The following is a 21,799-nucleotide window of genomic DNA, read 5'->3' on the forward strand; positions in this document are numbered from 1 at the left end:
AGGTCGATTGTGTAATAAATAATCGATTTAATGTACATCTATTTAATATCATTGTGTTTACGACTCTAGTGAAAGGATAAGATAAAGGCCATTAAATGGCCTTTTATTTGTGATTACTATTGCCTTTATTTCCCTTAACCCACATGCCGTTAGCAAGAACTTCACTATTGCCATACATTTGAAATGTTATTTCACCATCATGATTTTGTCGTCCGTGGTTAGCAGCAGGTATTGTAACACCATGCTCAAAAAAATTTCATGGAAATGGGATATAAGGTTTTAACCTTTTTTAATTATATACATTAGCACTACGTTTTTTGGTCTGTTTTCTGCTGCTGTTGGCACTTGTCTTGAAGCATCCAACTTCTGAGAAATCCATCTATTTGTTTCCGTGTTATTGGTAAGAGTTAAATTATTACCAAAATCTCTATTTATAACACTGGTATCATAATATGTAGCTCCTGATTGAAGATTTGAAGGTAGACTACTTATTGAGATATCACCATCCAAACCGAAAAATAAACTACCAGTTATGTTCCTTATAGCATCACTTTGCGAAGATAGTATCGCCCTATTTGATTCAGAATCAACGCCAGCACCATGATCCCAAGCTCTGACAAATTGCCCTCGTATGTCTGGAACCACACCAGAAGGATATAGAGTTGCCAATGTTGGGTTTTTGCTCTTATCAAAAGCCTGTCCGTTTAATTCCAACCAGCCAACCGGAGCATTGGATGTTCCCCACATTTTTATTGTTCCGGGCTGTTCTCCAGAAAAATTCCACACACCATTAACACAAGATAAAATCTGACCATCTGCTGTTCGTCCCTGTAATCCATTAGATTGACATTCTTTGCCAACCTCAGCCTGTCCGTTCAATTGAACAAATTCTCCCACCGTAGCGCGTCCAGTGGATTCTAATGTAGCACCTTTGACGTTTTGGGATGATTCTATGTTACCAGATGCTTTTATCGTTCCAATTGTATTTATTGAACCATCATAATTAATATTGACACCAACAGCCCCACTTTGAGGATTTCTAAGTTCAATCTTTCCATTTACTGCGAATACAATACTGGTATAGTCATCTGAGAGCACATCGATTTGTTTCTGACCTGATATTTTTATCTCAAAATCATCACCAACAGCATCTCCTCCTAATCCAATATTATTTCCATAACCATTTTTAGCATAAACCCAATTTCCTGCTGAAATATTACCTCCAGCATCAATTTTTCCAGTAGCCTTAATGTTTCTTGCTTGTAGGTCGCCTGTCGTCGTAATGTTGCCAGTGGCATTGAGCGCATCGACATTGTTGATATTATGCCCATCTAAGTTTAAATCGCCGGTCATGGGCAAGGTTCCATCTCGTCTTAAATAAACAGAATATAAAGCACTATTATAGCCTACACGAAATGCTAATTGTCCAGTGGATGTGATATTATTAAAATTAGCAGACGTTTCTGTCCATTGACCACTATACCCAGAAGCAATAGATGTTGTTTTAGTCATACCGCTATCTATACCAGCGGTTTGCATGGCATTCCCTAATAAATCATAACGTGTTTTACCGCCTTCAATCCATGCCGTCGATGTCGTTATAAGACCATTAATAACAAAGTTAGGTGAAGTTCCATCTCGTTTTAATAGGATTTTATACGAGGATTTATTAGCATTAGTGCCTGTGTAGGTTGAAGGTAGCAAACCTTCGTTAATCAATGTCTGGTAAGTAATTTCACATACTGAACCTGAACAGGTTCTTGGACCCGGATCGGTTCCTGTTCCGGCAGCATTGGATAAGGTTGATAATTTATCATAACGGATATTTATATAGCCATTAACTGCTTCACCGATCTGTTTCATTTGTTGACCGACAGCAGAAGCCATTATACTCTCCTGTTCATTTTTCATATCCTGAAACTTCATAAAAGCCACCATCGTCCCAACACCTAAAACAAGAGTTAATTCTAGTAAAGAGAATCCTTTTTTAATTTTCATTTTCATCGCCATTTTTATATTCACGTATTAATTAATTATCAAATAACAAACAAAAATCAAGATACAGATAAAAACAAATCCCCAGCCATATTAAAATTAAGCTAGAGATTTGTCAGGACGTGAAATATATAAACCTAAAATTATATTTTTATGATTTTATAGATGAAAGAATCTGATTATATAAGATTATGAGCTTTTAAATAAATAGATATATCATCATAAATAGAATGTCAAATCTTTTAATGAAAGTTAACGATAATTATCTGTTGGAACTTTTTCTAAAATACTTGTCAAATAGTTTATATGCATTATCAAGTTTTCCTTCCTTTCATGCTCGCCAGAAATAACATTCCGCTTCTTTTAAATCTTTCTTTATCATCTGGATGTAGGTGAGGTATCTCTAGTAGCATACCTAAAACAAGATCCTTATCCACCGTAAAAATATCACAATCAAGAACCTTGGCAACTTCCGCACCTAAAATTATTTTCTGGCGTGTTTCTATCTGTTTAGACTCTTTCTTAGACTTATGTTGTAAACGATTTAAACGCATCTGAGCAGATGCTAATTGCTGATCCAGTGTCTTTTTTATTCGTGGTTTCTTTCTGGTTTGTTCTTTATCTGAAATATCACTCATTTTCTATCCTCCTATAGTTCCATGATACATATATATTTCTTATATATATGTTAGTCAATGAGGATATTTGAATAATTGGATTATTAATTCTTTTTATACGATGTGAACTTTTCTTTTAATATGTTAAAGCAGTTGATAACATTTTCATGTTCTACTGAAAAATGATCTACACTCCTTTTCAGGAGATCATTGGCAATATCAACGATAAATTTACTTTGTTCACTATGATTATAGACAGTAAATATATCAGCTATCCAGTGATAGCAGCAAAGCGTCAACAAAATACAATAGTCTTGATATTCTTTAATACCTGTTAAAAAAGTATATCCGTTATAATCTACTTGCCTTGTTCTTCTATAATATTGTCTAAGCGTGGGTTTCATTATTATTAAATTGTTTTTAACTATATCATAGTGAATGTCATCCTGAACGTAGTCGTTTTTAAGAAAGAAGTTATTGCTATGAACATATAAAGCATAGGCAATCGTTTCAGTAGAGATTCCATATTTCTCGCATAGAGCCGTTGAGACAACAGGATTGTTTTCTATATGTCTTATAAACTCACTTTCTTTCAAGTTTTTTGTTTTAGTTTTATTCATATATTTCTCACTATTATTATATCCGATTAACGACGGAAGGTTTCTGGTCTTTTCCACTCAAACATTACTGCATGACGTTCTTTGTCTCTTTCTTTTTTTATTTCTTCTGCTCTACGCTGAGAACGGATCTGTTCACGCGCTATACATAATACTTTCCTACGTTCCTCTGATGTTAATTTTTTTCCTTTAACTTTAGTAGCAGCATGAACAGCATCATCAAGAAATCTCTTTTCCGTTAATGACACTCTCTGTAATCTTCCAGCACGGTGTTTTCTTTCGTTTTTTAATTTACATGAAGTATTATCGATAAAATCTTCTGCTACTTGTTTTTTATTGTCCACTACATCCTCCTTGTTTTTTATAATATATTATATCAATACAATTAAAACAAAAAAAACTCAAATTATTTCATGCACTTTATTTAATTTATAGTTGTACTTACCTTTCGTTAGTGCTTTGATGAAATAGCACCTACCTACTAATATTTTTTCACTACTTTTTTAAATTAATTTTTTGTACTAGTAGTACTAGAATTTTATTAGATTAGGTTCTGGGGTTTTAGATGGCGACTTTCAGTCGTAGTAGTTTTCCGAAGGAAAACTTAGTTTTTCTAGAGCTTCGCCTCTCCTAATCCGCGCATGAAAATTTCAAAATAGTTTTAATATTTTTTATTTTTATACCCGTAATAGAACAAGGCGCTTCTCATGCTATGGCTTAGAGTTGCAATACGTTTCCATATTGCGACACCCTCTGCACTCCCATAGTCAACATCATAACTTTAAAAACATTTCTCGTTTTACTAAAGAAATTACACTGCTGTTTTTATAAGCCTTAGATGTGCGCTTCGAGTTGATGTTACGCAGACTCCCCGCTTTGGCATCGACAATAACCTTGAGAATGAATCAAACACTTTCGCTCCTACCTTCTCAGACCCGTACAATCAGGTTTAACGTTATTGCTTTCGAGAACTAAAATGTTTTTGGAAATGGTATTTGAAAAGCTTGTAAAAAGTTGAGATTTAGATTTGACAAATATGAAAAGATTATTTAATACTTTATTATATTTGTAATCACGTTCCGTTTAACTGATTACAAGGCTTCAAAAGTCGGCAAAACTTTTTTAGTCCTTAAAAAGTCAACTTTAAAAGTTGGCTTTTTTTGTATCTTTATTTTATTTACAACACCGCATTTAGATTGTCAAATAAAACTCAAAAAAATATTTTAATAGCACATGATCTATTATCACCTATAAGCAGCATTTGGTGATTGCCACAAACAATAACATCGTCGGAATAGGGCTTCGCACTGTTAATGATGGATTTATAAAAAAAGGTGTTTATAAGAGTCTACACAAAAATGTAACACCACCTGCAAGTAATTACACAACACATAGGTATGCAAACACTAACCTTAAACGTCTAATACTCATCGCGTTACTTATTTTCTCTCATTCATGATTTTAAAATCACTTCTTAATTTCTGACAAGAAATTCACACATTAATCTAATCTAAGTTATCTTTTATCATATTTTTATAAATTTTATCTTTCCCGCCTACGGCGGGAGACTAATTTAACTACTTTTGCCCTTACGGGCGCTCTCTAAAACCACAATCATTAAGATTCGTGTAATACCTCAGCCGTTCATCCGATTCTAGCCCTGTAAATTTCACAGACAGTAAAACTAGAGTTATTATTTAGTTATAGGAAAACTTTAAACATTGTCGTTATTTTTAGCTCCGTTAGGAGATATAAAAATAAAGCAATGCCCACCTATACGCTCACTTCGTGAGCGTGTGGGGTCTACCGACGGTTGCCTGCCGCAGGCTAACACCGTTTCCTTCGGAAACAAGGTCAACGTCAACACCAGAGTTTTTCTTGCGAAAAACTAAAACCAGCATAGTCGCATTGGATATTTATATTTTGGTTTGATATTTAAATTTATATTGGGGTTATTTTTATTGTATGGCTATTTTTCATCTTGATTTTAAAATTGTGAAACGTTCAGAAGGTAGATCTTCCGTTGCGAAGGCTGCTTATCATGCTCGTACACGTATAACAGATGAAAGAACAGGTGATACCTATGATTATAGCCGCCGTAATGATTTATACGGGCATTTCATATTAGCTCCCGCTAATGCACCAGAACACATCGTAAAAGATTCTACAGCATTGTGGAATGAAGTGGAAAAAGTTGAGCGACAGAACAATGGTCAAACATCCCGTTATTTCGATGTTGCTATTCCTGCCGAGTTAAACAATGACGACAAGAAAAAACTTGTCCTTGAGTATTGCCAGAAAAATTTCGTTGATAAAGGCATGATTGCCGACATCGCTTTTCATGATCTTGATAGTGATAATCCTCATGCTCACGTTATGTTGACCTTAAAAACAATAGGCCCGGAAGGTTTTGGCAAAAAGGAAAGAAGCTGGAACGACAGAAAAATGTCTATTTTTTGGCGTGAATCATGGGCATCTATGGCTAACAGCTTCCTCGCTGCTGCTGGTTCATCAGAACGTATCGATCATCGTTCTCTCCAAGTCCAGAACGAAGAAGCACTATCCAATGCGGCTATTGCTTTGGATAATGAAGAAAAAGCATTATGGCTTGCTAAAGCGGCTGAAACAAATCGCCCTCCAATGAAGCGTATTCATTGTGGTAAATGGCGTACTAAAGCTGCTAAGGAGCAAAGAGCCAAAGAACAGGCTGTTCGTGATGCTGCTAAACAAGAAGCTGTTGAAGTCTACAAAACATTCAGTGAACTTGACCTTGAAATTGTTGTTGATGTCAGAAGCTTCACCGTGTCTGTTCTTGCTGAACCAGAAGAAATTGTTTTACCAGAAACGCGATCCAGCTCTTCTACAAATGAAGAACAAAGACCTTTACTGGTAGCACCAGCTCCTGATACTCGTTTGCGTGGAGTCAAATCTTACCGTGATAAAACAAAAGTCAGTAAGGTTGTTGCTTGTATTCCGCCATCAATCAGTATTTCTGATTCTGGTACAAATACTATTCTGAAAACATCCACCTCTCAAAACCCAAACAGGGCATCCAGAAGCGCCCCTGACCATGAAAGAAAGGATAAGACTACTCCACGTCAGGATAATATTTTCAAACGTTTCACAACTCTTGTCATAGATTTCTTCAAAGAAAAATTTGTATGGGCTAGATCAAGCAGAGTTAAGCATGATCCTGTCAGTACAGAACATGATAAACGTATTACTGAAAACTTTGTCTTTGATGAAGTATTAGGTCATCATGTTTCTCGTGCTGAATATGAGAAACAAGCTAAGTTTAACAGTGATACTTACAAACCAACACCTGATGAGATTCGACGTTTCCCAAGCCGTCCTAAGCACGAACGAGTCAATGCAGATAATAACATGGATTTTATACCGACTGTTTCAACAATAAATGATAAAAATCATACTCCTCGTTTAAGGCCACCTACACGCCGTGGCCTAGATAAACTATAGAATAACTTATATTGCTGTTATGCAATTAGTAACACAATTTTGTTTATTCATATTAATAAGATCGCATCTGCATAATCATTTAATAGCCTCTATATATTTTATAAAATCATTTTCCCATCCTTTTATTCTGATTGTTTTAGGGTGAGGCGCTCTAATCGTATGTTCTGGGAGGTCTGGATGGTATAATCTTACGAAATGTTTTTCTGGCAATCCATTTATGTTTTCAAACATTAAATCTTCATATAAAGACGTTAGTCGATGATCATATTTATGATTTGTGAAGAAAACACATATATCAGGAGTAAGAATATTAATTTCCTCCTTTAATATATAATCAAACGATGATATATCTCTAGCTAGCTCGGTATAATCTGGTGATCCGCAATCAACATCAAACCGATTCAGATTTGACCATGCAATTGCATATGGTTCAATACTAAGCGCTCGCTCTACTTTCCTTATGATATTCCAGAATGGACTGCTATAATATGATACGCCAAAATCGAACTCCTCATATGTTTCAAGCTGTTCATTAATATCGGGAGAGTTGCACCATCCATAGGTTTCCTGTCCAATAACCATCAATTTATTATGCTGATGAAAATAATTTTTTAGCTTTAAAAGGAGGGGGCCATGTAAGTTATTATCTGAATGTTTCTCACGGTAATTATTTAATGCGTTAATGTTGTTGACATATAGCATATTAAGTCTTTTATTCATATTCTTTCCATTTTTAACTAATATCATAATAACATAAATAGTTATCATGGTATTATTCGATTTGTAGAAAGTCAACCTCTGTTTATAATAGGGTTATTATTTTTTATTTCATCATGGTTACAATAATCACATTCATTTATACTGCTAAAATAATATGAGCATGTATTTTTAAAACATTCTTCCTGAAAATTCCATCTACTACTTACACACGGCTATGCCCTAATACTGAATCAATTATTTCGTTTTAGCGTATAACTTAAATGGTAAATTTAAATTATCTAGTTTCGTTATAGATCATTTCCTTATGATAATTGATAATGATCACATCTTGAAATATAGCATGTTATTTACAACCTATGATATTTGATCTTAAACGTATAATAAAACTATATTTTCAGCAGCAGCGCTTAGTGATTATTCCAAACAATCACTAAGCTTAGATATAAATGCAAGAGAGGAAACTAATGCAATAAAAGGTAAAACTGCCTCCTAAAGCATCTATGATTAGTTGTTCTCATCTTCACTAACTGAATAATGAAGAAAAAAAATGCTCTCAGGCCAGTTATAGCTAAAAAAAGCACCGACTTCCGGGAGTTAAAGTCCCGAATCCCGGTACTTAAGTTGATAGCTATTTTTCAAATAAACATGTAAAAACATTCTTATATAATTCAGTATTGAAAGCTTCAAAATACCATTGAACGTTATTTTGAAAGACCATTTAAATTTGACACTTTGAACCAATCCCTTAAAATAAAATATATACACATTTCACTCAAAAATAAGAGGAGTCAACATGACAGACCATATAAAAAAAGAACCAGAAGATGAAACAATTATTGATAGTGCTAAAATTTACGATGCGCTTAGAAAAAATTATTTTGATAGATGCTTCCTTTCTTCTTACTTAGATGAAAAAATAGATGATAACTTACATCCTTTCAGTGACGAAGCATATAATAAAATGAAGTCCTTGCATGATGAAAGAGATAATCTTAATTTTAAAAACAAAATGAAAGAGATTAAAAGGAATTTATCTACATCACAAAAAAAAAAAAGTCGAAAAAATAATGAAAAACAAAATAAAATAAAATAATTTTTTAAATATCCAGCCATGAAAAACACTTTCTCCGATGAGATAAAGATCATGACTACTTTCTTTATCTGAATATATAGAAGCCTACATTGACTTCTATATCCCATTAAACCTATTAAATATTTTTAACTTCCAATATTCAGAACCTTCCTCTTTCTCTCGAAGATTGGCCTCAAGATTCTTTATGATTAGCGCTTTTACTCCTTGGTTATGTGCTGCCATTACTTTGTTAAAGAGTTCTTTTTCATCTATATCTTCCCGTTTTACTTTTTCTGTTCCATTCACTTTTTTGTAGTAATCGAAATCATCGAATAGATTGTTTATTTGTATTTTAAGTGCCTGTCCCACACACTTTTCATTTTCAATGATCATTACCGCTTCATTATGAAATCCATATGCTATTTCGTATATGAAATCGCAATATAATGATAAGACCGTGCAAATAGCAAAAGACATTGATTCATTTTTTTCGTATAATACCACATCATTCATATCATATTCCTCTTGTAATCGATGTACAGCCCCATTACGGGGCCACATAATCTAAATCAGTGAGTAGATAACAACTCTGCCCATGATTTCTTAATCTATTTTTATTTTGATATTATTTACAATACTCCCATGAATGCCGGACCAGACGTTCCGCTACCTCTTCAAAGTTTACTTCTTCAAGCTTTCCTTCCAGACATTCACATTGGATAATGATGTAAAAATTTTTACTGATATGCTCAATAACATTGCCGATGAAAACACACATAAAATCCGCATCATATACCAAGTATGAGACATTATCAGAGGCCATATCCTGCATAACCTTCCAACTAGCCTCAAACGAACGCTCTGCAATATTATAAAACGTTTCTGTAGATACACTTTTAATTTCAAAAATTTTACTCATGGTTACGCCTCACTATTAAATGATATTTGTTTTCTTTTTTATTTTTTCGCCCCATGAATGAGGCTAAAAATGATTTATTAAATAACCTTTTTATCTTCGTTTGTGATTAACACGTAATGTTATCAACACCACCTCCTTATCAACCATTTTTACTGAATGCCCTTGTTCAAAGTACTCCCATCTGACTACCTTTTTAAAAGATGCGCTTGCATTTTTGATACAATCCTTATAAATACTATCCATGAATGCATCATCCTCCATTAACATCTCTGCTTCATCGGGTCGGACTTCCTTAAGCGTATTCATTTTCATTTCATAAAACAAACCTGCCATATGCATAAATACTTTTTGAGATTCTTTCATCAGTTTTTCACTCATTTCATTACCTCTTATTTTATATTACAGTCTGTTTATTTGCGCTGATTTCTATTCTTTTGTAATAAAGAACATAATCATCACCATTAAAGCATTTAATCAAAAACTCATGATAACTACTTAGTATAGTTTTAACCTCTGGAACTGATATGTATTTAATCTTTATCTCTTCAGCACTTTCAAACCATTCCTGTAGCGTGAGATTAATAATATCCATTATGAATATCTCCCTGTAAAATCCATCCTTCATTTTTTTCAGAAATTCATCATCACTTAGATTAAAGTATAAGTAATGTATTAACTCGTTATAGGTATTTACAACATCAGTAGCAAAGTTTGCTGCCTCAGCATTACTTGCGGATATTTTAACGGGTATTTCATTCCAGCCTAAACATTTTTCGTTCATATTTTCCTCTCTCATTAATAGTTAGTACGATACGCAGAGTAAATAACTCTCAGATTCCTTCTCACCTCATCAAAGAACAGATAATATTCTTTCCCTTTATTATCTTTCATTGATTCAGCAAACTCTTGTTTTGTTCGTTCGATCACTTTTCCAATCACTTCTTCAATATAAAGCCGGTCTTTAAAATGACGCTCATAATCATTTCCCATACAATCAATCATGACCTGAAGATGTTTTCTAAAGTTATTTATTGCCATTTCCATAAATACTTCTGTCTCATCATTCGTAACAGTCACCACACAAGGCAGTACGTTTTTACTTTTCATCTTAACCTCTCATTATTTAATAAACTTTTTTAGATATGATTGCGAGAATCAGAAATGATTTTGTAAATCCATTCATCAATCTCACTTTCAATAAATGCTATAGAGCGCAATCCGGTTTTTACTTGCTTAGGAAATTTACCCGCTCTTATTAAGGTATATATCCACGTTTTACCAAACCCTGTTCTTCTTTTTACTTCTGGCAAACGAATCAGTTTCGGATGTTTATCTGTTTTGTTTTGAACCATATTATCTCCTGTTTTTTTTACGTAATATCTTGGATATTTCGTTTTTTAGTATGTTGTTCGATGGAGATAATTCTAGGATTTTGGCTAGTTCTAAACTAGGGATGTTCACCAACCGTGAGTTTCGCGGAAATTTTGGAGGGATACGCTTTTTAGGGATGTTCGCAGGTTGTGAACATCCCTTGTGTTTACTTTTTGTTTTTATCCGAGGATTTATCGTTAAGTGTTATCACATCAACGATACCCCAATCCTTCAACATATTGTTTTTAATATAGAAATCATTTAAAACCTTGAAGTACTCATCGTTATCAAGATAACTTTTCGCGTAATCATAATCAGTATCTTTGATGTTCTCACTACTTCTGACCCCATTATTACCATGCAGGATGTCAGCTAAAATGGTGAAAGGTATGTTCTTACCTTCGTTGTAGAGCTGTTCCCATGAGATCAAATCCATCAAAGGGATGACTTTGTAATCAAGTATTCTTTCAAAGGTCTTATGACCAAACCTAAATTTTCGTTTCGGGGGTTTAGGCGTTTTCAGGTGCTTTTGCCATAGAGCAATCAGTACTTTCAGATGTTCTGCGAGATCGTCACTGCTGGCTTCTTCCAAGTCAATTTCAATCAGCATCTTGTTAGCAGGGTTCATGCCTCCTTGTTTCAGATACTCAGAGATGTAGTCGGAACTCACTGCAACAGGGTCTGTTTGCTCTGAAGTCTCCAGCCGATACATAGCCCGCCCATAGTTGAACAATTGAACTCTGGTCATTGGTCTTACAGCATAGCTATGCGACAGTCTGTGATTGTCTGAAATCCAGTCTGATTTAAGTATCACATCACCACATCGGATTGTGGCATCATGGTATATCGCTTGCATTTGATTATCTTTGCCTGCTGTTTCCCATTGTTGTCTTGTTTTGTAAGCCAACATCCGTCTTTCAAGCTCTGCATAGATTTGTTCTAAGGTGAGGTCTTTCAGGCCATCATATCGGCGTACATCAAACCAAGATAACGCTGCCCTGATTTCTTCCATTTCCTTTTGTGTAGTCATTGTTCTACCGATTGCTTTTGTGTTTCCTAAACGTTAGCCCATTCAACATGATAGAGAAAGTGGAAAAGAGGAGCGGGTTTTCAAAATGGTGTGAGCACAGTAAGTGACCTTGAAGGTCAGTGCTTTCACCTTGACTAAACATGATTTATTTAATAAAAAATAACCAATTGTTTTTCATCATTTATTTTAACAAAAATAACGACAACATCATGTTGATAATGAAAGAAAATTTAGATACGTATAGTCAGATGATTATGACAACAACCAATTGTTTTTAATTGACATTTTTACCACAAGAGAACAATAATGATGGTAAATATGTTGGTAAAAATATGGCTATATTTAACAAAGGCAGTAATAACAGGAGATGTAGATGAAGTTCGAGTCCAGTCAGAGGAGCCATATTTGAAAAGCCTGCTTTCGAAGCAGGCTTTTTGCTTTTCTACGTCCTGGCGTTAACTCAAAATAGCATCCAGCCTGGCAGGCACTTCATTTACAACAGCGGCTGGTATGCGTGGCATCAGCGGCGTGCGACGTAAGCGCCCGGAAAATGTCAACGTTCATACAGCTCGTGGCGGGCAGTACTGTTCAGCAGATTATCAGGATCTACTGAGCTGCATGGAAGCATGAATGTAAAAGGTTGCTGCTACAATAATGCCTGTGTGGAAAGCTTCTTCCACTCACTGAAGCTCGAATGCAACCACGCTGAGCGCTTTATCAGCCGGGAGATAATGCGCACGACGGTGTTTAATTATATTGAGTGCGATTACAACCGGTGGCGTCGGCACAGCGCCTGTGGCGGACTCAGTCCGGAGCAGTTTGAAAACCAGAATCTCGCTTAGGGTTGTGTCCACATTACATAGATAAGATCATTTTACGCCACCGGCAATACTTCATTCTTCTCTGCCGCCCGGGCTGAGCAGCCTGCGGGTCTTAACAACAGCCGTTCCATACCGGAATGGCTCAGATTGTTGACAAAGAAGGAAAAAACGTTTTTTTTGTGGTGGTAAGCAGGCGAAAATCAATACGTTGATTTTCCTTATTTTTATTGTATTTCATCCATCTTGTCTGCGACAGGATGGGGTTTGTCAGCAGTATCAGCCATTCCATACCGGAATGGCTATTATTAAGTTTATTCATTTTCAGAATAAAATATACCGGTATATGATGTTCTCATTGTTACATGAGCGATTAGATAGATGAAACTTTTTTTAATAACTGGCCTGCAACTTATTATTTATATTGTTATCTTTATTATTGCCGGCCAACTTGTTGATTATTTTTCAATTCCGCTTCCCGCCAATATTATCGGGATGTTACTTTTATTCATCATGATAATAACCGGGCTATTGCCGGTCAAATTTGTAAAGCAGGGCGCCACCTTTCTGCTCTCAGAAATGTTGTTATTTTTTGTTCCGGCAGTCGTTGCTATAATAAATTACTTTGACATCCTTGAAAAAGAGGGAATACGAATTATAGCAGTTATCGCATTAAGCACGATAATTGTTCTGGCGACGACCGCATGGGTTGTTGATAAATTATACAATTATGAACTCAAAAAGGCTGTTAAATGAACAGTTCATATAGTATCCAAATACTGTGTCTCGTTTTAACGTTGCTTGTTTATTTTCTGAATAAACAATTATATCGTCGCTGGCATATTCTACCCTTTATGCCACTGGTGTTTACGCCTGTCATTATGGTTATTTTCGTACTGGTGACTAAAATATCCTGGCAGAATTATTCGGGGGAATCCCACTGGCTTGTCTGGCTGCTGGGGCCTGCAACCGTCGCCTTCGCAGTTCCCGTTTATGAAAATATTCCTATGATACGTCGGCACTGGTTATCCATTTCAGGCGGCGTCGTTACAGCTGTGCTTATTGCGGTAACAACGTCGGTCTGGCTCGCACGTCTGTTTGAACTGCCTGAAAATATTCAGCGAAGCCTGGCGGTACGCTCGGTAACAACGCCCTTCGCGCTGGCGGCTGTAAAATCCTTTAACGGCATACCTGACCTGGCGGCCTTTTTTGTGGTGCTCACCGGCGTATTTGGCGTTGCTGTTGGCGATATTTTATTTATACGGCTGTCAATTCGCCACGGCACCGCAAAAGGGGCTGGTTTTGGGGGAGCATCGCACGGTGCGGGTACGGCGCGCTCCTGGGAACTGGGCGCCGAAGAAGGCGTTGTAGCCAGCCTGGTTATGATGTTTGCCGGAGTGTGTATGGTATTGAGCGCGCCTGTATTGCAATTCATTCTTTTCTAAAGCGCCCGGCTTAACAAAAGCGTTTTTATTAATTTAAGCAACAACACGGAAACGTCATAGCGAAAGCGGGGCAGTCTGGTCAGCGCACACTACGATGTTTCCACGCAGCCCATTGTCCAATCGGTTCACATCTGTTTTAAAACTACCGTTCTCCCGAATGTAGCGACAAAATAAAGCACCGCCATATTTACTGGCCTTAAAAAATACGTTACACACGGACAGCCCCAACATATTGGAATAAGAGAAGCGGCGCCAGGCGCGGTAAGGTTTGCATAACCGCTGATTTTTAACGCCAACGCAGATAAAACGCTCAAGCCTTTTCTATATATAAGCCAGTTCATTAAAATAAAACTGTAAAACCAATCCTGTCACTAAAAGTAATCTTTTGTTTAATAATCACAAAAAACATCGTAAATCAGGATTATGCAAAACCGGATAACACATCTAACGTATAATTTAAATTGCATACGCCATAAAGATTTTTACGCATTAAAAATGAAAACGACCCACGTCTGCGAGCGCCCGACCAGACATCAAAAATGTTGCCTTAACCGGGCTGCATGGCATTTAATCCGCGCTTTGTTTATGGTTGCTTCGCCAGTAAGAGCCGTCTTCAGCGCAATTTTTTTGTCACGTTCATAGCGTCCAGCAGCCGCTGCTCCACCCAGCGATGCACACTGCTGTTAAGCGCTGAGCTGTGTGAGCAAATCCGCAAGCGGTATTCTGGTGTGGGAAAAGGCACAGGGAAAATATCCAGTTCGGCAATATGGCTAAACGTGAGCGCTGCGTGACGCGGCATTGTCAACACCAAATCAGACTTCGCCACAATAAACGGCGTACCCAGCATTGTCGGTAACTGGAGCGCAATCTGGCGCGTTAAACCTTTATGTGCCAGTACGCCATCAATCACACCAGGTTCATCGTGCCAGGGGCGTACCACAATATGGCGGCAGGCCAGGTAGCGCTCGAGCGTAAGCCGCGTACCAATGACAGGATGGCGCATACGCGCCATTACGACATATTCATCCACCAGGCCGTCAACTGCATGAATATCTGCCGGCAGCCTTTCATTTTCTCCCCGTGCGCCCAGTGAAAAATCAATGCGTCCGGCGCGCAAATCATCCAGCGAATCCGCTGTACGTAACTCCATAATATTGATGTGCATTTGCGGCGCTTGCATTTGTAGTCGGCTGATAAAATGCGGCAATAGCGCATAGCCAGTGTAATCGGTCGCCGCGCAGGTAAAAATGTGTCGACTGGTGGGAGGATCGAAATGCTGCGCGCTCGCCAGACAGCCGGACAAAGAGTGAAGCATGGCACTGATGGAGGGGGCCAGGTAGCGGGCAAACGGCGTAGGCCGCATTGTCCCGGCACTGCGCACAAACAGCCGATCGCCCAGCATTCTACGCATCCTTGCCAGCGCGTGACTACAGGCTGGTTGACTTAACGACAGCTCCTGAGCCGCCGCCGTGACGCTGCCGGTTCGTAGCAGCGCATCAAAAACCAACAGTAAATTTAAATCAAAACCTCGCAAAGTACTATGCATATTCGTTCTTCCATGCTGAAAACATTGCAGGTTTACAGCCTAAATCCGGGAGAAATTCTGCGCCAGACAGGCGCAGCGCGTTTGACTGCTGCGCACCGCCTGCCGCGCAGCGTCATTGTACAATGCCTGTCGTGTTAAGCCCCGGACTGCTCATAATGGCAAAACAGCCGTACCGCAAATCGTGTCCTTTAACTTTCTTCACCCTGGCTGATGAGAAGGTCGTCATTTTGCCAACCTGTTTAAGCGTGGCGACGCCAGCGATCTGGTGATGCAGAATAAAAAATTCAAGCCCCTCAATAGCCTGCAATTTATTTAACGATCGGGAAGACAATAAACAGTTCGATACAAATTCGCCCCATCGCCTGTTGTCATACACCGAAAAGAATGCCGTTTACACTTCAGCCACGCGCACCTTAGGAAAATCTACCGTAGCGATATGATAAGATGCGCTTTTTAACCGGGATATTCGTTATGCTGCAAACGCTCAGCCAGTCAACGCTGCCCCCTTTTCTGCCGCAGATAGCCGAGGGTAGAGTGATTACGCAGCCTCATGTGCGCTTTTGTTCAGCCACATTTTCCCGGGAAGGCTACAGCGATGCGCTCTTTTCGCAACTGGGCATTATGCTGCCTCAAAGCCTGCACAGCGCAGTTGAAAAACGTCGCGCCGAATATCTGGCCGGGCGCTGGTGCTGCCACCGGCTATTGGCGGTACAGGGCGTGGCGGGTGACGTAACGCGTGGTTTAGAGGATCGGGCGCCACGCTGGCCTGCGGGTATTTATGGATCGATAAGCCACGCGGACAATCGCGCCATAGCCGCTGCAGTCTATGCGGATAAACCGTGGCGTATCGGTATAGATGTGGAACGCTTCAACCCAAAGGTAATGCAGGATATCGCATCTGAAATCGTAGACGATAAAGAATTGGCATGCCTTCGCCAGCGCCCTGGCGACCTTCTTCTCAGCGTTTTGCTCGCATTCTCGGCAAAAGAAAGTCTTTACAAAGCATTGTGGCCGGAAGTTCGGGCCTTTTTTGGCTTTGATGCCGCAGCCCTGGTCGCCATTAAGGCAGGCATATTTACGCTATCGCTCAGGCGCGCGCTGGCGCCGCGGCTACCTGCCGGACTTTGCTTTAACGGCGTTTGGCGCTATAACGCGCCCTTTATTACTACGCTTATCTGCGCTCCCCTGTAATATGCTGGCGCCCTGCAACCATAATAAGTATCAGGTAACGCCGCCTCAGCCAGCCCGATATCCTTTATGATCTCACGCTACCAGGACGGAATCTGTACGTGTTTCGTCTTCATTCATCTTCGGCCTGTCACCACTCCCGGCGGCGGCGTATTTTCGCTTATACCAGGATATAAAGTCGCCAAAGCGCTGAAGGCGTGTGTTACACCGCAGAAAAGCGTTTTAAGCAGAGAGTAAAAAGGCGGTTTCCTGATGGAACCGCCGCAGTAGTTAAGGGCTGCGCGAACGCGCCCTTTAACCCCTTAACCAACGAGAAAGCCGCACTGCCTGAAGCCTAAAGCAAGCTGAACGGAACCTCTTCTTAATCTTAAGCGATCGGCATTAGCGTGTTTTCACAGGCTTAAGCCCCTTTTGGTTCGCCCATCGTTTTAAGCTTGTCAGAGATTTCGCGGCGCTCTTTCGATAAATCGGCGTTTTTGATGATGTAATCATCAACACGGTCTTCGTAGTCGCTCTTCATACTGGCGATAATTTCCTGAATAGCCTCCACACTCATGCCCGGTTTGATGTAATCACTCAGATTATCCAGCAGCAATACACGCTTTTGGTTATCACGGATCTTTTTCTCTACGTCCTGAATTTCACGCTTGAGCTTGTTTTTACGACGGAACAGACGCACAAACTCCAGTACATTCTGAAAAGACGGTTTGGTATTTTCCATTTTTTCCACCCCTGCTAATTGAGACTCGGATTCGCTTTCAGACAACCGCTGTCGCTGTAGTGTAAAGGATAGCGGCTGTTACTCACATCGGTATCCGCCTGCTTAGGACATTTCACGTATCATAACCCTAAATCACGCTGAATCGAAACAACCTGACGCCAGTCGCCGCTTATTTGCGCAGCGCCCGGGCAATAAGCTGCGACAGCAAGTCCAGTTGCCGCACCAGTTCAAGGCTAAGCCAGGCATAGCCATGAATGGGTGTCGCTTCAGTAATATCCGATTCACGCGCCTGCATCAGCAGACGCAGCTCACCGGCGATAGCGGCCAGCGCCTCGCTATTGCGCTGCACCGGTTTTGGATTTCCATCGTGCAACGCCCGCGCCAGCGCCTCCAGCGTTTGCTGCGTCATCTGTTGAGTTTCGCGCAACGTACGGGCGTTTAGCATTACAAAATGACTTTCGCGCGACGCCCACCACGCATTCATTTGAAGTTCCAGCGTACAGACAATGTTACGGCTTACGGTTTGAATACCTTCAAAAATCGCTTTATGAATATGCGTTTCTTTACTGGCCGGTTCCATCAGCGTGCGCATTTTCACCACTTCACCCAGCATAGCTTGCAGCGGTTTGTCGAGCCGTGGTCGTTCCACAAGGTTTGGCGACAGCGCTGCCTGCTGCAACTGATTAAAAGTGTTCAGGAAATCCGCCAACTTTATACGCCAGAGAATAAACGCGCGCTGTGGCCAGATACTGGTAAACAGCACCGCCAGCAGCGAGCCGAGGATCACATCGCCACTGCGCCAGAGCGCGGTTTTAATATCGCCAGTCGGCGCGCCAACCACGACCGATAGCGTAACGCCAATAAGTAACGCCTGATAAGGTTTTTTCCCAAGCGCCAGATAGCCGCAGATGAAAATACCCGCCGCGCACCAGGCCAGCATAAGCGGCAATGACCACAGCTCCAGCCTGAGCGCCGCCAGCCCCGCTATTGCGCCAAATAGCGTGCCGCCGATACGCTCAAACGCTCGCGGCACGACATTACCAAGAAATGAAATCGGCCCCATCACGACAACCAGGGTAATGAGCGGCCAACTGCCCTCCGGCACGTTCACCAGGCGAACCATAATAAACGTCAACACGAAGGCCGTCGCTACGCGCGCGCCGTGCACCACGCGATAGTGACGATAGAAGCGGATATCCAGGAGAGTTACCGATTTATCAGGACGCATAACCGTTCCCTTTTACGTCACAGCGAAATCGCTATTGTACGCGTTTTGTTTTATCTCGTTGAAATCAAAAAGCTTAATTTGTGGGCTTTTATGGGATTTTTTCCCAATACATTAGGTGTTTTTAAACATTGTTTTCATTTTTTCTGACCAATAATTAGATAAACAGGACTAATTAAACTTTAATTTACAAATGAAAACAAAATCCCCTTTTATGCTAACGCTTGCTGGATTAATTCTTTCTCGCAGCAGCGTTATTTGCCCTTAAAGGAAGCAATATGCGCAAACCACAAAAAACGTTGCCAGGCGTTACGCGCCGACAGGTTCTGACATGGACGGGCGCAGCACTGGCGGCACTGACGCCTGGAACCGGTCAGTCTCAGGCGGTTACGTTGACTGGCGCCACCCCCGGCTGGCGACCTTTTGCCGATAACCCTCCGCAAACCTACTCTTCTCAGGGCTGGTTGTTTTTTACCGAGGCTGAAGCCGCCACCCTTGAAGCTATTGTCGATCGTCTGATTCCGGAAGATGACCTCAGCCCCGGCGGAAAAGCCTGCGGCTGTGCGGTATTTATCGATCGCCAGTTACACGGCTTCTACGGCAATTTTGAACGCCTCTACCGGGAAGGCCCCTTTCGTGAAGGCACGCCGGAACAGGGCGATCAGTCACCTTTAACGCCGCGAGAGCGCTACCGCCTCGGGTTGTCAGGCCTGGATAATTATGTCCGTAAGCAGCATAACAAACGCTTTCACGAGCTAAACGGCGACGAGCAGGATAATGTGTTGCGGGCGCTGGAAAAAGGCGCCATCACCCTTGACGGTATTGATGGCACGCTCTTTTTTGCCCAGGTGCTAAGCAACACCACTGAAGGCTTTTTCGCTGACCCGATTTACGGCGGCAACCGCGATATGGTGTCCTGGAAAATGATTGGTTTTCCCGGCGCACGCTATGACTACCGCGATTTCATCGAGCGCCATAACGAAGATCTTAACCTCACGCCCGTGAGTATCACAGGTAGTGCCGCCTGGATTAAAAAAGGATAAGTATCGTGGTAAAAAAACTTCGTGAAACCGATGTCGTGGTGATTGGCCTCGGCTGGGCAGGCTCCATTATTGCAAAAGAACTGGCTGATGAAGGCCTGGACGTGGTAGGCATTGAGCGCGGGCCGTGGCGCGATACCGCACGTGATTTTAATATCGCCACCGCGCCTGATGAACTGCGCTATGTTCAGCGTCAGGAGCTAATGCTTCGCACGCGCCAGAACACCTGTACGATACGTAATAATCCATCACAGACCGCTCTGCCTATGCGTAGCTGGGGCTCATTTCACCCAGGCAACGGTACCGGCGGCGCAGGCAACCACTGGGCGGGAATCACTTTTCGCTTTCAGCCTGACGAATTTCGCCTGAAAAGTTACCTCACTGAAAAATATGGTGCTATTCCGCAGGAACTGATCCTGCAGGATTGGGGCACAACGTGGGAAGAGATGGAACCGCACTATATGGCGTTTGAACGCATAGCCGGTACGTCAGGCAAAGCAGGCGTACTCAACGGTCAGCGCCAGGAAGGCGGCAATCCGTTTGAAGGCGCGCGCTCCGGCGAATATCCTACTCCCCCGCTTAAACAACCTTACGGGCCTGTGCTTTTTGCGAACGCAGCGAAAAACCTCGGCTATTCACCCTTTCCTGTGCCCTCTTCGCTGGTTTCTGAGGCCTATACTAATCCCTACGGCGTGACGATGGGGCCATGTACATTTTGTGGCTTTTGTACTAACTATGGCTGCGCTAACTATTCCAAAGCGAGCGCCATTACAACCGTGTTACCCGCTCTGATACGTCAGCCTAATTTTGAAGCGCGAACTTTCTGCGAAGTGCTGAAAATCAATACGGACAGTAACGGCACGCAGGCTACTGGCGTAACCTATATCGACTCTTCGGGCGACGAATGGTTCCAGCCTGCAAAACTGGTGGTCGTCGCCGCTTTTACCTTTGAAAATGTGCGGCTCATGCTGCTTTCCAGTATTGGCAAAGCCTACGATCCTGTAACCAATACCGGCACGACGGGCCGCAATTACGCCTACCAGACCGCTAACGGCGTCACGCTTTATTTCGACGACAAAAAATTTAACCCCTTTATCGGCGCCGGCGCCGTTGGTATGGGAATTGACGACTTCAATAACGATAACTTTGACCACAGCGGCCTGGGCTTTTTCGGTGGCGGCAGCATTCGCGTTACGCCTATTGGAGGCGCGCCTGTCAACTATCACCCCACCCCGCCCGGTACGCCAAAGTGGGGCAAAGGCTGGAAGCAGGCGATGGTAAAAAACTACCAGAGCACAATGTCGATTGGCTGTGAGGCAAGCAGCTATACCACACGCACTAATTATCTTTCGCTCGATCCCAATTATCAGGATCGTCTCGGGCGTCCGCTGCTGCGCATCACATTCGATTTTCCGGAAAACGATCTCAGAATGGCGAAATATTGTACCGACAAAGTGGCGGAAATTGCTAAAACAATGAACCCACGTGAGATCGTCGCCAAACCGATGACCGGACACTGGAACAGCGTACCGTACCAGTCGTCGCACGTCGTAGGCGGGTTTGTTATGGGCAGCGATCCGTCAACCAGTTCAGTTAATAAGCATCTGCAGGTATGGAATGTTCCTAACCTGTTTGTCGTCGGGGCCTCTGCGTTTCCGCAAAATCCAGGCTATAACCCAACCGGAACCGTCGGTGCGCTGGCGTTTAAAGCCGCCTACGCTATACGCCATTTTTATCTGAAAAAACCAGGGGAGATGATCGGCGTATGAAAAAGTTAGCCTTCTCTCTGCTCGCTTTATCCTGTCTTGGCGCATCGACACAGGCCCCGGCGCAACCGGAATTCGAGCAGGTGGAAAAAGGACGTTATCTGGCCGCAATAGGCGACTGTGCCGCCTGTCATACCGCCGACCCGCAAAAGCCTTTTGCCGGCGGCGTTGTGATTAAAACACCGTTCGGTACGCTAAATAGCTGCGCCTAATACCGCTACACTTTTACCAA

24 protein-coding genes and 1 pseudogene are annotated in these 21,799 nt (G+C 41.3%); 9 read left to right on the plus strand and 16 right to left on the minus strand.

The features are described 5' to 3' along the window. Positions 1-279: 279 nt before the first annotated feature. The 4 genes from JJB97_RS11580 to JJB97_RS11595 all read right to left on the minus strand — a co-directional run bounded on the left by JJB97_RS11580 (position 280) and on the right by JJB97_RS11595 (position 3,573). Positions 280-2,004: a tail fiber protein gene (locus tag JJB97_RS11580; RefSeq protein WP_399198475.1), complete on the minus strand. Its 1,725-nt coding sequence runs from the start codon at positions 2,002-2,004 to the stop codon at positions 280-282. A gap of 305 nt (positions 2,005-2,309) precedes the next feature. Then, on the minus strand, positions 2,310-2,633 hold the full coding sequence (locus JJB97_RS11585; protein WP_097360064.1) for a conjugal transfer protein TraD: 324 nt from the start codon (positions 2,631-2,633) through the stop codon (positions 2,310-2,312). A gap of 83 nt (positions 2,634-2,716) precedes the next feature. Next, positions 2,717-3,232: a hypothetical protein gene (locus JJB97_RS11590; RefSeq protein WP_097360065.1), complete on the minus strand. Its 516-nt coding sequence runs from the start codon at positions 3,230-3,232 to the stop codon at positions 2,717-2,719. 26 nt (positions 3,233-3,258) lie between these two features. Continuing rightward, positions 3,259-3,573 carry a hypothetical protein gene (locus JJB97_RS11595; protein WP_097360066.1) on the minus strand — a complete coding sequence of 105 codons (315 nt, stop codon included), beginning with the start codon at positions 3,571-3,573 and terminating at the stop codon, positions 3,259-3,261. A 1,621-nt stretch (positions 3,574-5,194) separates the two neighbouring features. Here JJB97_RS11595 and mobQ point away from each other — a divergent pair. Beyond that, the gene (mobQ, locus tag JJB97_RS11600; protein WP_238714169.1) at positions 5,195-6,706 is read left to right on the plus strand and encodes a MobQ family relaxase; all 1,512 of its coding nucleotides are present in this window, start codon (positions 5,195-5,197) and stop codon (positions 6,704-6,706) included. 75 nt (positions 6,707-6,781) lie between these two features. Here the strand turns inward: mobQ and JJB97_RS11605 are convergent, their stop codons facing one another. Next, the gene (locus JJB97_RS11605) at positions 6,782-7,426 is read right to left on the minus strand and encodes a hypothetical protein (RefSeq protein WP_097360068.1); all 645 of its coding nucleotides are present in this window, start codon (positions 7,424-7,426) and stop codon (positions 6,782-6,784) included. 793 nt (positions 7,427-8,219) lie between these two features. Between JJB97_RS11605 and JJB97_RS11610 the strand changes: the two genes are divergently transcribed. After that, positions 8,220-8,519, plus strand: coding sequence for a hypothetical protein (locus JJB97_RS11610; RefSeq protein ID WP_238714170.1), 300 nt, complete (start codon positions 8,220-8,222; stop codon positions 8,517-8,519). Between the two features lie 96 nt (positions 8,520-8,615). On the opposite strand, the gene JJB97_RS11615 is transcribed toward JJB97_RS11610, so the two are convergent. The 7 genes from JJB97_RS11615 to JJB97_RS11645 all read right to left on the minus strand — a co-directional run bounded on the left by JJB97_RS11615 (position 8,616) and on the right by JJB97_RS11645 (position 11,818). Beyond that, the gene (locus tag JJB97_RS11615; RefSeq protein ID WP_097360069.1) at positions 8,616-9,011 is read right to left on the minus strand and encodes a hypothetical protein; all 396 of its coding nucleotides are present in this window, start codon (positions 9,009-9,011) and stop codon (positions 8,616-8,618) included. A 112-nt stretch (positions 9,012-9,123) separates the two neighbouring features. Beyond that, entirely contained in the window at positions 9,124-9,417 is a 294-nt protein-coding gene (locus tag JJB97_RS11620) for a hypothetical protein (protein ID WP_049121561.1), read from the minus strand. 90 nt (positions 9,418-9,507) lie between these two features. Further along, complete coding sequence (locus JJB97_RS11625; RefSeq protein WP_001567678.1) at positions 9,508-9,795, minus strand: hypothetical protein; 288 nt, start codon at positions 9,793-9,795, stop codon at positions 9,508-9,510. A 16-nt stretch (positions 9,796-9,811) separates the two neighbouring features. Then, positions 9,812-10,198, minus strand: a complete 387-nt coding sequence (locus JJB97_RS11630; RefSeq protein WP_238714171.1) for a hypothetical protein — start codon at positions 10,196-10,198, stop codon at positions 9,812-9,814. A 14-nt stretch (positions 10,199-10,212) separates the two neighbouring features. After that, the gene (locus JJB97_RS11635) at positions 10,213-10,524 is read right to left on the minus strand and encodes a hypothetical protein (protein ID WP_097360070.1); all 312 of its coding nucleotides are present in this window, start codon (positions 10,522-10,524) and stop codon (positions 10,213-10,215) included. A gap of 29 nt (positions 10,525-10,553) precedes the next feature. Then, positions 10,554-10,769, minus strand: coding sequence for a helix-turn-helix transcriptional regulator (locus JJB97_RS11640; RefSeq protein ID WP_000250489.1), 216 nt, complete (start codon positions 10,767-10,769; stop codon positions 10,554-10,556). Between the two features lie 185 nt (positions 10,770-10,954). Beyond that, positions 10,955-11,818 carry a DUF6387 family protein gene (locus JJB97_RS11645; RefSeq protein WP_001515479.1) on the minus strand — a complete coding sequence of 288 codons (864 nt, stop codon included), beginning with the start codon at positions 11,816-11,818 and terminating at the stop codon, positions 10,955-10,957. 531 nt (positions 11,819-12,349) lie between these two features. Between JJB97_RS11645 and JJB97_RS11650 the strand changes: the two are divergent. The 3 genes and pseudogenes from JJB97_RS11650 to JJB97_RS11660 form a co-directional block, all read left to right on the plus strand. Beyond that, positions 12,350-12,660, plus strand: a pseudogene (locus JJB97_RS11650) (IS3 family transposase); the annotation flags it as partial. A 357-nt stretch (positions 12,661-13,017) separates the two neighbouring features. After that, on the plus strand, positions 13,018-13,392 hold the full coding sequence (locus JJB97_RS11655) for a CidA/LrgA family protein (RefSeq protein WP_238714172.1): 375 nt from the start codon (positions 13,018-13,020) through the stop codon (positions 13,390-13,392). Further along, positions 13,389-14,081 (plus strand): LrgB family protein, encoded by a 693-nt coding sequence (locus tag JJB97_RS11660; RefSeq protein WP_238714173.1) that lies wholly within the window; start codon positions 13,389-13,391, stop codon positions 14,079-14,081. Before JJB97_RS11655 ends, JJB97_RS11660 begins: the two co-directional genes overlap by 4 nt. A 613-nt stretch (positions 14,082-14,694) precedes the next feature. Here the strand turns inward: JJB97_RS11660 and JJB97_RS11665 are convergent. Then, positions 14,695-15,627: a LysR family transcriptional regulator gene (locus tag JJB97_RS11665; protein ID WP_238714174.1), complete on the minus strand. Its 933-nt coding sequence runs from the start codon at positions 15,625-15,627 to the stop codon at positions 14,695-14,697. 112 nt (positions 15,628-15,739) lie between these two features. Further along, positions 15,740-15,958: a hypothetical protein gene (locus tag JJB97_RS11670; protein WP_238714175.1), complete on the minus strand. Its 219-nt coding sequence runs from the start codon at positions 15,956-15,958 to the stop codon at positions 15,740-15,742. A gap of 140 nt (positions 15,959-16,098) precedes the next feature. On the opposite strand from JJB97_RS11670, the gene JJB97_RS11675 reads away from it, so the two are divergent. After that, positions 16,099-16,818: a 4'-phosphopantetheinyl transferase family protein gene (locus tag JJB97_RS11675; RefSeq protein WP_238714176.1), complete on the plus strand. Its 720-nt coding sequence runs from the start codon at positions 16,099-16,101 to the stop codon at positions 16,816-16,818. Positions 16,819-17,215: 397 nt separating this feature from the next. Here the strand turns inward: JJB97_RS11675 and JJB97_RS11680 are convergent, their stop codons facing one another. Further along, positions 17,216-17,536 carry a DUF496 family protein gene (locus tag JJB97_RS11680; RefSeq protein WP_238714177.1) on the minus strand — a complete coding sequence of 107 codons (321 nt, stop codon included), beginning with the start codon at positions 17,534-17,536 and terminating at the stop codon, positions 17,216-17,218. Positions 17,537-17,705: 169 nt separating this feature from the next. After that, positions 17,706-18,764: an FUSC family protein gene (locus JJB97_RS11685; protein ID WP_238714178.1), complete on the minus strand. Its 1,059-nt coding sequence runs from the start codon at positions 18,762-18,764 to the stop codon at positions 17,706-17,708. A 275-nt stretch (positions 18,765-19,039) separates the two neighbouring features. Between JJB97_RS11685 and JJB97_RS11690 the strand changes: the two genes are divergently transcribed. From JJB97_RS11690 to JJB97_RS11700, 3 genes are read left to right on the plus strand one after another with little or no spacing between them, the layout of a single operon-like run. Next, positions 19,040-19,804 carry a gluconate 2-dehydrogenase subunit 3 family protein gene (locus JJB97_RS11690; RefSeq protein ID WP_238714179.1) on the plus strand — a complete coding sequence of 255 codons (765 nt, stop codon included), beginning with the start codon at positions 19,040-19,042 and terminating at the stop codon, positions 19,802-19,804. A 5-nt stretch (positions 19,805-19,809) separates the two neighbouring features. After that, a complete protein-coding gene (locus JJB97_RS11695) occupies positions 19,810-21,570 on the plus strand; it encodes a GMC family oxidoreductase (protein ID WP_238714180.1) in 1,761 nt (586 codons plus the stop codon). Beyond that, entirely contained in the window at positions 21,567-21,779 is a 213-nt protein-coding gene (locus tag JJB97_RS11700) for a DUF2059 domain-containing protein (protein ID WP_238714181.1), read from the plus strand. The genes JJB97_RS11695 and JJB97_RS11700 overlap by 4 nt, the downstream gene beginning before the upstream one ends. Positions 21,780-21,799 lie beyond the last annotated feature (20 nt).

The organism is Tenebrionibacter intestinalis (assembly GCF_016632365.1).
GTDB lineage: Bacteria > Pseudomonadota > Gammaproteobacteria > Enterobacterales > Enterobacteriaceae > Tenebrionibacter > Tenebrionibacter intestinalis.

Excerpts from the sequence above, each read along its gene's own strand:
- JJB97_RS11690 (WP_238714179.1), top strand. The coding sequence starts at position 19,040 with ATGCGCAAACCACAAAAAACGTTGCCAGGCGTTACGCGCCGACAGGTT.
- JJB97_RS11585 (WP_097360064.1), bottom strand. The coding sequence starts at position 2,633 with ATGAGTGATATTTCAGATAAAGAACAAACCAGAAAGAAACCACGAATA.
- JJB97_RS11635 (WP_097360070.1), bottom strand. The coding sequence starts at position 10,524 with ATGAAAAGTAAAAACGTACTGCCTTGTGTGGTGACTGTTACGAATGAT.
- JJB97_RS11645 (WP_001515479.1), bottom strand. The coding sequence starts at position 11,818 with ATGACTACACAAAAGGAAATGGAAGAAATCAGGGCAGCGTTATCTTGG.
- JJB97_RS11655 (WP_238714172.1), top strand. The coding sequence starts at position 13,018 with ATGAAACTTTTTTTAATAACTGGCCTGCAACTTATTATTTATATTGTT.
- JJB97_RS11640 (WP_000250489.1), bottom strand. The coding sequence starts at position 10,769 with ATGGTTCAAAACAAAACAGATAAACATCCGAAACTGATTCGTTTGCCA.
- JJB97_RS11685 (WP_238714178.1), bottom strand. The coding sequence starts at position 18,764 with ATGCGTCCTGATAAATCGGTAACTCTCCTGGATATCCGCTTCTATCGT.
- JJB97_RS11625 (WP_001567678.1), bottom strand. The coding sequence starts at position 9,795 with ATGAGTGAAAAACTGATGAAAGAATCTCAAAAAGTATTTATGCATATG.
- JJB97_RS11590 (WP_097360065.1), bottom strand. The coding sequence starts at position 3,232 with ATGAATAAAACTAAAACAAAAAACTTGAAAGAAAGTGAGTTTATAAGA.
- JJB97_RS11680 (WP_238714177.1), bottom strand. The coding sequence starts at position 17,536 with ATGGAAAATACCAAACCGTCTTTTCAGAATGTACTGGAGTTTGTGCGT.
- JJB97_RS11660 (WP_238714173.1), top strand. The coding sequence starts at position 13,389 with ATGAACAGTTCATATAGTATCCAAATACTGTGTCTCGTTTTAACGTTG.
- JJB97_RS11665 (WP_238714174.1), bottom strand. The coding sequence starts at position 15,627 with ATGCATAGTACTTTGCGAGGTTTTGATTTAAATTTACTGTTGGTTTTT.
- JJB97_RS11620 (WP_049121561.1), bottom strand. The coding sequence starts at position 9,417 with ATGAGTAAAATTTTTGAAATTAAAAGTGTATCTACAGAAACGTTTTAT.
- JJB97_RS11630 (WP_238714171.1), bottom strand. The coding sequence starts at position 10,198 with ATGAACGAAAAATGTTTAGGCTGGAATGAAATACCCGTTAAAATATCC.
- JJB97_RS11610 (WP_238714170.1), top strand. The coding sequence starts at position 8,220 with ATGACAGACCATATAAAAAAAGAACCAGAAGATGAAACAATTATTGAT.
- JJB97_RS11615 (WP_097360069.1), bottom strand. The coding sequence starts at position 9,011 with ATGAATGATGTGGTATTATACGAAAAAAATGAATCAATGTCTTTTGCT.
- mobQ (WP_238714169.1), top strand. The coding sequence starts at position 5,195 with ATGGCTATTTTTCATCTTGATTTTAAAATTGTGAAACGTTCAGAAGGT.
- JJB97_RS11605 (WP_097360068.1), bottom strand. The coding sequence starts at position 7,426 with ATGAATAAAAGACTTAATATGCTATATGTCAACAACATTAACGCATTA.
- JJB97_RS11700 (WP_238714181.1), top strand. The coding sequence starts at position 21,567 with ATGAAAAAGTTAGCCTTCTCTCTGCTCGCTTTATCCTGTCTTGGCGCA.
- JJB97_RS11580 (WP_399198475.1), bottom strand. The coding sequence starts at position 2,004 with ATGAAAATGAAAATTAAAAAAGGATTCTCTTTACTAGAATTAACTCTT.
- JJB97_RS11675 (WP_238714176.1), top strand. The coding sequence starts at position 16,099 with ATGCTGCAAACGCTCAGCCAGTCAACGCTGCCCCCTTTTCTGCCGCAG.